Below are 12,074 nucleotides of genomic sequence, written 5' to 3'. Positions count from 1 at the left end.
GCCGGCTGACCAAACCTCGAAACGAAAATACGGAAATATGTTGCAGTCCCGCCTCGCACATCACGGTTGCGGTCACAGTTCGATACACCCGGCGGCCCAAGGCCATGCCGGGATTCAACGGACAACGGCGGCAAAGGAATTCGCTTTATCGGATTTTTATCGGACGGACGAAGAGAGCCGCAGGTACACCGCGGTCCGGCGCCGCCGCCTGCACCTTTCTGCGAACGACGGCGTCAATTCCCCCGTGCAATACGCCCGAGCATGGCATCGAACGCGACCTTGATCCTGCGGATGTACAGGTCCTTGTAAGGAAACTCCAGGTTCTGGTCGTGCACCAGCATGGAGGCGTTGACCTCGAACACGACGAGGTTGCCGTCGCGGTCGAGCCCGCAATCGATGCCGAAATAGTCGAGACCGATGCGGGCGCGGATGACCCGCAACGCCTCATCGTGGGACGCGCCGAAGACCTGCTCGGGAGCACGCAGAAAGCGCTCCTCCTCGTCCTGCATCCAGACGTGACGCTCCATCTCGGTGCTGTCGCGATGGAGCTTCCAGTCGTCTCCGATCGCCAGATGATAGGGCAGGATCTGTTCGCCGATGAACAAGAACCTGTACTTGCGGAAGAAGCCGTCGACGGAGCAATAGTCGATATAGTCGATCACGTAGCGGTCATGGTCCGCATGCGCAGCAAGGAACGCGGTCAGCGCCGCGGCATCGTCGAACTTCTCGAAGACGTCGCCGCCATGCATCCCGGCCTGCCGCGCCAGCAACGGAAAGGCGAGGTCGAGGCCGGCCGGAAGCCCGTCGCCGGTAGCGATACGGACCGTGCGCGGCACGCGGCAGCCATCGATGCCGGCGAGTGCTACGGCCGTGGCGTCGCGTGTCGTGTTCTGGATTTTTGCGGGATCGTTGACGACCGGCTTGCCGAGGCTTCGTGCGATGGCCGCGGCAAGAGGAAGAACCTCCGCGCCCTGATCGGCGTCGGAGACGAGGTTGACGACGACTTCGGCCTCGCGCGCAAGCAACGCGATATCCGGCTGGCTGCCGGGCAACAGCGGCAGGATGCTGGTCTGGTAGGCGCAGTCCTTGAAAAGGAATTGGACCGGCGTGTTGCCGACGAAGGGCGCAAACAGCGCCAGCGTCCGGAACGCAGGCGGCGACTTGATCGCGGGCCTGCGCAGGATCGGGTGCACCTGAACGGCGTGGGCGTAGGCGGCCCGCGCCGGCTCTAGCTCGCCGCGCGCCTGACGGATCGCCCCAATCCAGTAAAAGTTCTCGGCCTGCTCGGGCGCGAGTGCAACGGCCCGCTCGAAATGAGCGATAGCCTCGCCGCTCTCGCCGAGCTCGAAGCAGACCTTGCCGAGCTGGCTGCAAAGGTCCGCGTCGCCGGGCGTCTCCTCGAGCAGTTCGAGCAGCAGCGTCCGGGCGATCGCGAATTGCCTGGTTGCGACCAGCGCCTGGACCAGATTCGTCCGCGACGGCCGATGGCCCGGATTGCGCCGGAGCGCCTCCAGGTAAAGCGCGATCGCGTCCTGCGTCATGCCACTGCGCTGATGGACGATGCCGAGATTGCACCAGCAGGCGACGAGATGCGGGGCAAGGCGCAAGGCGGCCTTGTAGTGCTCGGCCGCTGACGCGATGTCGTCGCAGAGCATGAAGGCGTTGGCGAGAGCGGCGTGCAGATCGGCAACACAATCGACCGCCACACCGATCGACACAGTGGCCGCGCGGGCGAGCCCGACCTGAAAGACCGCGATCGCGTGCCTGATCTCACCGCGCCGGTAGTGCTCGCGCCCCATGCGCAGCAGTTCGGATATGCCCGGCGTGTCGGTGACAGGCGGCGCGAGGGCCGTCGATGATGAAATCATGTGGTCTCCGGAAACGTCGCCGTGAAGGTGACGCCGTGCAGATTGATGGCCGGTGCGATGCCGTAGTGATTGCCGCCGAAGGCGCGCATGCGGCGCCACAACTCTTCCCTGGAAATATCCAGCGGGATGTCGCAAGCATCCTTGTAGCTGCGGCGCGTGTTGGTGCGGCCGCTCCATGGCAGCGTGCACCGCGGCACCAGCGACACTTCCGTTGCCAATGGCTCCGCCCACACTTCGAACAGTTGCAGCAGGTGCGCATAGGCCAGCTCGCCGAGCCCCAGGAGGGTGCAGGCCTGCGGAATCGAGAACGAGACGACGTCGAGGATCGTGCCGGAATCGACGCGCTCCGCCATGACGTGAAAGGTCACGCCGAACATGTCTGCGCAGTCATAGAGGGCAAAGTGAGCCGGAGCCCAGCCCGGATAGTTCGGAGGCCCCGGATGAAAATTGTAGGCGCCATAGCCCAGGCCCGCGATCAGGTCCGACGGCACGATGGCGCCGGACGCAAAGGAAACCAACCGGGCGTTACGGAGAAACGACGTCTCGATGCCGCGAAGCTCCGCGATGCCGGACGCGGGCCAAATCGCGAGATCCGGCCTGAAACTTCGCAAGATTCGTGACAGCGCGACCTGCTCGGCGGTGTCAGTCAGCAATACAAGGCCCTCGACCATGGGTTTCGCTTCAGCAAGGATGAAAGTGGGCGAAAATGTCGCGGGGCAGCGTTAACAGCGTATTAATGAACGGCCGTTCGCCGCATCAGGAAATACATCGAAACAAATTTCCCGCACTCAGACGCATTTCTTCACGGTGCGAGGCGGTGAAACTACGGTCATTCCACCAGCAGCACGTCCACGGCCACGCCGAGCTTCTGCTTCGGTGAGCCGACGATGATGCCGTCCACCGGGGAGACATCGGAGAAGTCACGACCGACTGCGAGCACGATGTGGTCGTTGGCAACCAGGAGATCGTTGGTCGGATCGAAGTCGATCCAGCCGAGCTCCGCCCCGCACCACAGCGACACCCAGGCGTGGGTGGCGTCGGCGCCCTGCAAACGCGGCTTTCCCGCCGGCGGGATGGTACGCAAATAGCCGCTGACATAGGCCGCCGGCAGGCCGAGCCCGCGAAGCCCTGCGATCATGACATGGGCAAAATCCTGGCAGACGCCGTGGCGCTTGTCGAAGACCTCGTTGAGCGGCGTCGAGATCACCGTTGCCTTGGGGTCGTAGCGAAACCCGGTGCGGATGCGGTGCATCAGATCGACTGCGCCGGCGAGGATGCCCGTGTCAGGCGCGAAGCTCTCCGCCGCATAGGCGCTGACGGGACGCAGCACCGGCACCAGCGGGCTCGCAAAGACATAGCCCACGGGCGAGGACGGTCCGAGGCTGGTTGCCTCGAACGCGATGTCGCGGACGCTCTCCCACGACGGGCTCAAGGCATCGCGCGCCGGCGGCCGGCGCGAGACGGAGACGCGCGAGCGGGAGTCGATCCGCAAATTGCGATGCGCGGCTTCGATCACGACGCTCTCGGTCAGCGTGCCGAAAAAGTCGCGCCGGACATTGCGCTCGGCCGGGCGCGGACGGATCTCGACGCTGTGCGAGATCAACTCCTGGCCGCCTCCGCTCCGCGGCTCCAGCCGCAGCGTGCAGCGGGCGAAGCTGACCGCGCTCTCGTATTCATAGGTGGTGACGTGCCGGATGTCGAAGATCACGCCAGCCCCGTCAGCTTTTCAGGCCGGCTGGCATTGGGACCGTGCGGGAAGTAATGCAGCCCGATCGCCTCGGCGAGCCTGAGCAAATCCTGCTCCAGCGCGAACAAATTCTTGACTTCGAGCTTCTCGGCCTCGGCGGTCGCCAGCATCGCCTGCACCGCGACCGCGAGCCGCTGCGGCTGCTCGATCAGGCCGTGCTCCTTCAGGCTCGGGAGCGCCGCGATGTGCTCGTTCAGTGTCGTCACCTGAAATGCCACCGAACGCGGATTGTAGCTGTCGAGCACGGCGAGGTCGCGCACCGGCGCCAGGATTGGCGCCAGCAAATAGCGCGAGCGATAGGTGATCTGGGAATCCACCAGCGTCAGCAGGATGTCGAGATCCTCGTCGCCGGCCTCGTCATAGGCGAACTGGCGCGCGAAACGCGCGGTGTTGATGGCGCGCTCGGTGCGTCGGCCAATATCGAGGAAGCGCCAGCCGGCGGCGCGGTTCATGTTCTCCTGCGCAAGGCCTGCGAAGCTCGCGAGCTCCTGCAAGGTCAGCTCGGCAGCACTCAGCACACTGTCGTCGCCCTCGACCTCGTAGGCCAGCCGCTCGGCCATCTCGATGATGACCTGCCAGGCATCGGGCGAGAGCCGCTCGCGCAAGGAGGTCGCCGTGCGCTGGGCCGCGCGGACCAGCGACAGTGCCGAGCCGAAACGCTCCGCGCTCTGCAGCGCTTCGGCGGTGATGCGCCCGGGCGTAGCACGCGAGGCTTGCGAGATCGCGCCCCAGGCCACCAGCAGGCGCTGGATCCGTTCGGCGGATTGCAGCGAGGCGGAGGTGCCCTTGTTGGGCCCGCTCGGCGAGCCAAGCGCGCGGACCAGCCGCAGGGTTGCTTCGGCGCGCTCGAGATAGCGGCCGAGCCAGAACAGATTGTCGGCGGCGCGGCTCGGCAGCACGCCCGCGATGCGGCGGATGCGCACCTTGTCGGTCGCCGGCAGCAACGACGCGGTCGAGACCTTCTTCTCCGAGACGACCCAGACGTCGGCGGCGCGTGCGCCGTCGCCCATCGACACCGCGCGCGCATCCGCCTGTTCGGCGATCCGGCAGAAGCCGCCGGGCATGATGGCCCAGCCGTCGGACGTGGCGGCCGCGAACACGCGCAGCACGAAGGGACGCGGCGTGATCTGTCCCTGCTCCCACACCGGCATGGTCGAGAGCCGCACCACCTCCTGGCCGACATAGTCCATGCCGCGCGCAGCGATGGCGTCGGTCAGGCGCCGGCGTCCGGATGCGTCGAGCTCGCTCGCGAGCACCGGGCCATTGCTGTCGAAGCCGGGAACTCCGCGCTGGTAGGCGCCTTCGATCGCGACCTCGTCGAGCCGCGACAACACCTCGTCGCGCGCCGAACGCTGGCCGCACCACCAGGTCGCGATGTGCGGCATCTTCAGCTCTTCGCCGAGCAGGCGGCGGCTCAAGGCCGGCAGGAAGCCGAGCATCGCCCTCGCCTCCAGCACACCGGAGCCCGGCATGTTGGCAACGACGACACCGTCCTTGCGCAGCACGTCGATCAGGCCGGGCACACCCAAGCGCGAGGAGGCGTCGAGCTCGAGCGGGTCGAGCGAATTGGAATCAACGCGGCGGAGCAGCACGTCGAGCCGCTTCAACCCCGCAACTGTACGGATGTGGATACGGTTGTCGCTGACGGCGAGATCGTCGCCCTCGACCAGCAGGAAGCCGAGATAGCGCGCCAGCGTCGCGTGCTCGAAATAGGTTTCGCTGAAACTGCCCGGCGAGAGCACGCCGATCCGCGGCTCGTCGCGATCGGCGCGCGCGCGAAGGCTGTCGCGGAACGCCTCGAAGAACGGCGCGACGCGCGGGACGTTCATCGACTTGTAGAGATCGGAGAAGGCGCGCGAGAGCACCAGGCGGTTCTCCAGCGCGTAGCCCGCGCCCGACGGCGCCTGCGTGCGATCGCCGAGCACCCACCAGCGGCCGTCAGGGCCGCGCCCGACATCGGCGGCATAGAGCGAAAGATAGCGCCCACCCGGCGGCGACACGCCGCAGACCGGACGGAGATATTCAGGACTGCCGGCAATCGCGGCCGCCGGCAACGCGCCCTCGGCGACGAGGCGGCCCTCGCCATAGATGTCGCGCAACACGAGCTCGAGCAGTTCGGCGCGCTGCGTGATGCCGGCGGACAGCTGCTTCCAGTCGGCCTCGTCGATCAGCAGCGGCAGATGGCTGAGCGACCACGGCCGATCGGCGCTGTCGCCGGGCGCGCGGTAGGTAACGCCGGCCTCGCGCAGGTGGCGGTCGGCCATGCCAAAGCGCCGCTCGATCTCGTCGGGCGCGAGCGCGCCGAAGGCATCGAAGAAGCTGCTCCAGACCGCGCGGGGCTTGCCGTCCGGGCCGAGAAACTCGTCGGGGATGCCGGGCAGGCGGCTATAGTCGCGGACCCATTGCGCGAGGCGGCGCTGGCCGGATGCCCTACCCTTGTCGTCCTCTTCGGCTGCGCCCTCGCCCATGCGCCTCTCCCTGCCCCACCCTCATACTCATTGCAGGAGCGGGGTCCGCAAGTCGAGGGTCAGCGGAAACTCATTTGTGCGTTCCTCGGGCGGCGGCTGCATCGGACCCGGCGTATGGCCGTGGTCCTGGAAGCGCGCCAGCCGCCGCGCCTCGGCTTCATAGGTGTTGACGGGCTTGGTGTCGTAGCTGCGCCCGCCGGGATGGGCGACGTGGTAGACGAAGCCGCCGAGCGAGCGGCCGTTCCAGGTGTCGATGAGGTCAAAGGTCAAGGGCGCGTGGACCGGAATGGTCGGGTGCAGGCCGGAAGCTGGCTGCCAAGCCTTGAAACGGACGCCCGCCACGGCCTCGCCCGAGCGACCGGTCGAGGTCATCGGCAGGCGGCGGCCATTGCAGGTCACGATGTGGCGGCCTTCGACAAACCCCTCCGCCTTGACCTGGAGCCGCTCGACGGAGCTGTCGACATAGCGCACGGTGCCGCCGGCCGAGCCCTCCTCGCCCAACACGTGCCAGGGCTCCAGCGCCTGGCGCAGCTCAAGCGTCACACCGCCATGGTGGACGCGGCCGAAGGCGGGGAAGCGGAATTCGAGCTGCGCCAGATACCATTCCGGCTCGAACGGATAGCCGGACTGCTTCAGCTCGGAGAGCACATCCAGAAAGTCTTCCCAGATGAAATGCGGCAGCATGTAGCGGTCATGCAGCGCCGTGCCCCAGCGCACGAATTTGCCGGCTTGCGGCTCGCGCCAGAACTTTGCAATCAGCGCGCGGATCAGGAGCTGCTGCGCCAGCGACATGCGCGGATCCGGCGGCATTTCGAGCGCGCGGAATTCAACGAGGCCAAGTCGCCCCGTGGGACCGTCCGGCGAATAGAGTTTGTCGATGCAGATCTCGGCGCGATGGGTGTTGCCGGTGATGTCGACAAGCAAATGCCGGAAGAGCCGGTCGACCAGCCATAGCGGCGCCTGGTAACCCGGGGGCGGCACGTGCGAGAGCGCGATCTCGAGCTCGTAGATGCTGTCGTGGCGGGCCTCGTCGATGCGTGGCGCCTGGCTGGTAGGGCCGATGAAGAGACCCGAGAAGAAATAGGAGAGCGACGGATGGCGCTGCCAGTACAGCACCAGGCTCTTCAACAGATCGGGCCGGCGCAGGAACGGCGAGTCCTCCGGGCTCGAGCCGCCGACCACGACGTGATTGCCGCCGCCAGTGCCGGTGTGGCGGCCGTCGACCAGGAAGCGGTTGGCGCCGAGGCGTATCTTGCCGGCGTCCTCATAGAGCCCGACGGTGATGTCGACCGCCTCGCGCCAATTCCTTGCCGGCTGGACGTTGACCTCGATCACGCCGGGGTCAGGCGTCACCTTGATGACGTCGACGCGCGGATCGAACGGCGGCGGATAACCCTCGACATGAACCTGGAGCTGCATCTCCTCGGCGGTCGCTTCAAGTGCTGCGACCAGCTCAAGATAATCCTCGATCTGCTCGACCGGCGGCATGAAGGCGCAGAGCACGCCGTCGCGGACTTCGACCGACATCGCGGTGCGGACCGGGACGGACGTATTGAGCTGCTCGGGTGCGACCCGCTCCGGCGATTCCGGACGCGCAGGGAGGCTGAACACCGGCAGCTTGCCGCGGGCCTCCATCGGATCCCGCTCGACGATGTAGGGATACTGATTTGGCGGGACGTAGCCGAGCGAGTCGAGCGGCAGGCGCAGACCGAGCGGTGAATCGCCCGGCGTCAGAAACAGATGATTGCGCCGGAGGGTCCATCGCTCGCTGCGCCAGCGCGGTGGCGCGTTCCAGCGCTGCACCGGCAGCACAAAGCCGCGAGGGGTGTCGAGGCCCTGCTCGAACACCCGCGCTATGCGCGCACGGGCCTCCGGATCGGACAATTTGGAGTCGGACGGATCGACGTTGAAGGGAAGCTCGGCTTCCTTCTGAAGCCAAAGCGCGGTGTCCTCGTAGGCCGGCATGATGTAGCCGGGATCAAGCCCGAGCCGCAACGCCGCGCCTTCCACGAACGGTTTGGCGTCCTTGGCCTCGGCGCGCCGAGGATTTTCAATGCTGGCAATGAGGTCGGCATTCTTCCAGATCGGCACGCCGTCCTTGCGCCAGTACAGGCCAAACGCCCAACGCGGCAGGCTCTCGCCGGGATACCATTTGCCCTGGCCGAAATGCAGCAGGCCACCCGGCCCGAAACGCGAGCGCAGGCGGCGGATCAGATCGTCGGCGAGCGCGCGCTTGGTGGGACCAACGGCTTCCGTATTCCATTCCGCCGCTTCCAGATCATCGACGGAGACGAAGGTCGGTTCGCCGCCCATGGTGAGCCGCACGTCCTGCGCCGCAAGATCGCCGTCGACCTGCTCGCCGAGATCGTTGAGCCGCGTCCAGGCTTCATCCGAGAACGGTTTGGTGATGCGCGGCGCCTCGCGGATGCGCTTGACGCTCATGTCGAAAGCGAACTCGACCTCGGCAAAGCCGGCGCCGCCGGAGATTGGGGCCGCCGAGCGATAATGCGGCGTGGCAGCAACCGGGATGTGCCCCTCGCCCGCGAGCATTCCGGATGTCGCGTCGAAACCGATCCAGCCGGCGCCCGGCAGATAAACCTCGGCCCAGGCGTGCAGATCGGTGAAATCGTTCTCGACTTCAGGCGGTCCCTCGATCGGATCGATATCGGGTCGGATCTGGATCAGATAGCCGGAGACGAAACGGGCAGCCAAGCCAAGATGGCGGAAGGTCTGGATCAGAAGCCAGGCGGAGTCGCGACACGAGCCCGCCTGAGAGGAGAGCGTCTCCTCCGGCGTCTGCACGCCCGGTTCCATGCGGATGACGTAGCGAATCCTCTCCTGGAGCTCCCTGTTCAGATCGACCAGGAAGTTGACGGTGTTCGGGGCTTCGTGCGGGATCGTATCGAGATATTTCGCGAACAGGCGATCGGGCTTGATGGTCTCGAGATAGGGCGCGAGCTCCGTCTTCAGATCCTGCGGATACTCGAACGGAAAGCTGTCGGCATAGGGCTCGACGAAGAAGTCGAACGGATTGACCACGGTCATCTGCGCCGTGAAATCGACCTCGATCTTCAGCTCGGTGGTCTTCTCAGCAAAGACGTAGCGCGCCAGCCAGTTTCCTTGCGGATCCTGCTGCCAGTTCACGAAATGATTTGAGGGCGTGACCTTGAGCGAATAGCTCAGGATCGGCGTACGCGTGTGTGGCGCCGGCCGCAGGCGGATGGTCTGCGGACCAAGATCGATCGGACGGTCGTATTTGTAGTGCGTGACGTGGTGTAATGCGACGTAGATCGACACTGATGCGGTGCTCCAGCAGCTTTTTTGAGCAGAACACCTGACGTCATAACGATCAAGCACTAACAACGGGCAAAGGGTGCCTACGGCACGGGCGAATGGTGAGTAGCGAATGGCGAACTGCCAAAGGATCGCTCTATTCGCTACTCCCTATTCGCTATTCGCCCCCTATCACATCGTCGCCCCTAGCACCCAGGGCGCGAACTCGGCGCCGCCAAAATCGAAACTTTCGCTCTTGGTCGGCTGGCCGGAGGCGGTCTTCAGGATGAGATCGAAGATGCGCTGGCCGCATTGCTGGACGCTCTCCTCGCCTTCGAGGATGGTGCCGCAATTGACGTCCATGTCGTCCTCCATGCGCTTGTACATGGGCGTGTTGGTCGCGAGCTTGATCGACGGCGCGGGCTTGCAGCCGAACACGCTGCCGCGGCCGGTGGTGAAGCAGACCAGATTGGCGCCGCCGGCGACCTGACCGGTGGCGGCGACGGGATCGTAGCCGGGCGTGTCCATGAACACAAAACCCTTCTTGGTCACCGGCTCGGCATAGCGCAGCACGTCGACGAGATTGGTGGTGCCGGCCTTGGCCATCGCGCCGAGCGATTTTTCGAGAATGGTGGTGAGGCCGCCGGCCTTGTTGCCGGGGCTCGGATTGGCGTTCATCTCGGCGCCTTCGCGCTCGGTGTATTCGTCCCACCAGCGCATGAGATCGACCAGCTTCTCGCCGACCTCGCGGCTCACCGCGCGGCGCGTGAGCAGATGCTCGGCGCCGTAGGTCTCCGGCGTTTCCGACAGGATCACGGTGCCGCCATGACGCACAATGAGGTCGCTGGCCGCGCCAAGCGCGGGGTTGGCGGACACACCGGAATAGCCGTCGGAGCCTCCGCATTGCAGCGCCACGGTCAATTCGCTCACAGCGACGCTCTCGCGCTTGACCTTGTTGGCGTCAGCGAGAGCTTCACGCACGAAGGCAATGCCCGCTTCCACCGTCTTGCGAGTGCCGCCGACCTCCTGGATGTCCATCGCGCGCAGACGGCCGGCGAGCTTCTGCTCCTCCATCAGGCCGCCGATCTGGTTCACCTCGCAGCCGAGGCCGAGCACGATGACGTGGGAGAAATTGACATGCCGCGCATATCCACCGAGCGTACGGCGGAGCAAGGCGAGCGGCTCGTTCTGCGTCATGCCGCAGCCGGTCTTGTGGGTCAGCGCGACCACGCCGTCGACATTCGGAAAATCGGCCAGCGGATTGTCGCCGGTGAAGGGATTCTTCTTGAAGACGTCGGCGACGAGACCAGCGACATGCGCGCTGCAATTCACCGAGGTGAGAATGCCGATATAGTTGCGCGTGGCGACGCGGCCGTCCGGACGACGGATGCCTTCGAAGGTCGCCGGCAGGTCGAAGTTCGGCGTCGGCTTGACGTCGGCGCAATAGGCGTAGTCTTTGGCGAAATCGCCCATGCCGCAGTTCTGCGTGTGCACGTGCTGGCCCGGCGCAATCGGCGTGGTCGCAAAGCCGATGATCTGGCCGTAGCGCTTGATCGGCTCGCCCACCGCGATCGGCTTGATCGCGACCTTGTGGCCGGAGGGAATGCGCTCGACCGTGGTCACGCCGTCGGCCACCGCCGTTCCCGGCGGCAGGCTGGCGCGCGCGATCAGCACGCCATCATCGGGATGGAGGCGGATGACGGGGCTGATGGTCATGGATGTCTCCTGTATCGAAACTATCGTGCCCCGGATGCTGCGCAGCGCGAAGCGGTGCGCTGCTGATCCGGGGCGCACACTTGACTTTGGCAACTGGGTCCCGGCTCTGCGAAGCGGCGCTACGCGCCGCATCGCGTCCGGGACACGAGTTCAAGCCTTGCCGGCGGAATCCTTCCGGGTCGCGTTGACCTGCATCTTGGCGTAGGTCGACATCAGCCCGACCTCGTTCGACAGAGTCACCAGCTTGAAGCCCATGTTGATGGCGCGCGCCGCACCTTCGGCGCCGCTGCAATGGATGCCCGGGTTGAGACCGCGCTTGCTGCATTCCTTGATGATCTTGTCGTAAATTGCGAGGATCTCGGGCTCGGTACGGTCGAGCTTGGGCTCGAGGCCGTAGGAGAAGCCGAGATCGGACGGGCCGATATAGACGCCGTCGATGCCCTCGACATCGAAGATCGCTTCCATGTTCTCGACCGCGGTCCGGGTCTCCATCATCGGCAGCAGGACGATGTCGTCATTCGCCGTCTTTTGGTAGGAACCCGCGGTGCCGTACATGCCGGCGCGGATCGGACCGTTGGAGCGCACGCCCTTCGGCGGATATTTGGAATAGGAAACCAGGTTCTTGGCTTCCTGCGGCGTGTTGACCATCGGGCAGATCACGCCATAGGCGCCGCCGTCGAGCACCTTGCCGATAATGCCGGGCTCGTTCCAGGGCACGCGCACCATCGGCGTAACCGGATGCTTGTCCATGGCCTGGAAGCACTGCACCATCGACAGATAGTCCTGCACGCCATGCTGCATGTCGACGGTGACGCTGTCGAAACCGCATTGCGCGATCATCTCGGCCGAGAAGCCGGAGGGAATCGCCAGCCACGCGTTGACCACGGCCTTGCCCGACTTCCAGATTTCCTTGACCTTGTTCGCCACGTTGCCTTCCTTCTTTGTTGTTTGGACCGTCGTCACCACGCCGAGCGCCGCACCCTCGCTGTTACCGCGAACCGC

At 65.5% G+C, this 12,074-nt stretch carries 7 protein-coding genes; all 7 read right to left on the bottom strand.

Annotation, left to right across the window (positions count from 1 at the left end):
- Positions 1-233 precede the first annotated feature (233 nt).
- Entirely contained in the window at positions 234-1,868 is a 1,635-nt protein-coding gene (locus tag ABIB73_RS33270; RefSeq protein ID WP_354231133.1) for a tetratricopeptide repeat protein, read from the bottom strand.
- Positions 1,865-2,539, bottom strand: a complete 675-nt coding sequence (locus ABIB73_RS33265; RefSeq protein WP_354231131.1) for a formyltransferase family protein — start codon at positions 2,537-2,539, stop codon at positions 1,865-1,867. Before ABIB73_RS33265 ends, ABIB73_RS33270 begins: the two co-directional genes overlap by 4 nt.
- 158 nt (positions 2,540-2,697) lie before the next feature.
- The gene (locus ABIB73_RS33260) at positions 2,698-3,576 is read right to left on the bottom strand and encodes a transglutaminase family protein (protein WP_354231129.1); all 879 of its coding nucleotides are present in this window, start codon (positions 3,574-3,576) and stop codon (positions 2,698-2,700) included.
- Positions 3,573-6,083, bottom strand: a complete 2,511-nt coding sequence (locus ABIB73_RS33255) for a circularly permuted type 2 ATP-grasp protein (RefSeq protein ID WP_354231128.1) — start codon at positions 6,081-6,083, stop codon at positions 3,573-3,575. Before ABIB73_RS33255 ends, ABIB73_RS33260 begins: the two co-directional genes overlap by 4 nt.
- Positions 6,084-6,110: 27 nt before the next feature.
- Complete coding sequence (locus ABIB73_RS33250; protein WP_354231126.1) at positions 6,111-9,380, bottom strand: transglutaminase family protein; 3,270 nt, start codon at positions 9,378-9,380, stop codon at positions 6,111-6,113.
- A 168-nt stretch (positions 9,381-9,548) separates the two neighbouring features.
- Complete coding sequence (locus tag ABIB73_RS33245; protein ID WP_354231124.1) at positions 9,549-11,072, bottom strand: UxaA family hydrolase; 1,524 nt, start codon at positions 11,070-11,072, stop codon at positions 9,549-9,551.
- A 150-nt stretch (positions 11,073-11,222) separates the two neighbouring features.
- Positions 11,223-11,999: an HpcH/HpaI aldolase family protein gene (locus ABIB73_RS33240; protein WP_354231123.1), complete on the bottom strand. Its 777-nt coding sequence runs from the start codon at positions 11,997-11,999 to the stop codon at positions 11,223-11,225.
- Positions 12,000-12,074: the final 75 nt, after the last annotated feature.

Source organism: Bradyrhizobium sp. F1.4.3 (assembly GCF_040548375.1).
In the GTDB taxonomy this organism is placed as follows: Bacteria; Pseudomonadota; Alphaproteobacteria; order Rhizobiales; family Xanthobacteraceae; genus Bradyrhizobium.
This window is presented reverse-complemented; position numbering and strand designations above follow the sequence as displayed.

Coding starts and splice junctions, on each gene's coding strand:
- ABIB73_RS33245 (WP_354231124.1), bottom strand. CDS start 11,072: ATGACCATCAGCCCCGTCATCCGCCTCCATCCCGATGATGGCGTGCTG.
- ABIB73_RS33255 (WP_354231128.1), bottom strand. CDS start 6,083: ATGGGCGAGGGCGCAGCCGAAGAGGACGACAAGGGTAGGGCATCCGGC.
- ABIB73_RS33270 (WP_354231133.1), bottom strand. CDS start 1,868: ATGATTTCATCATCGACGGCCCTCGCGCCGCCTGTCACCGACACGCCG.
- ABIB73_RS33265 (WP_354231131.1), bottom strand. CDS start 2,539: ATGGTCGAGGGCCTTGTATTGCTGACTGACACCGCCGAGCAGGTCGCG.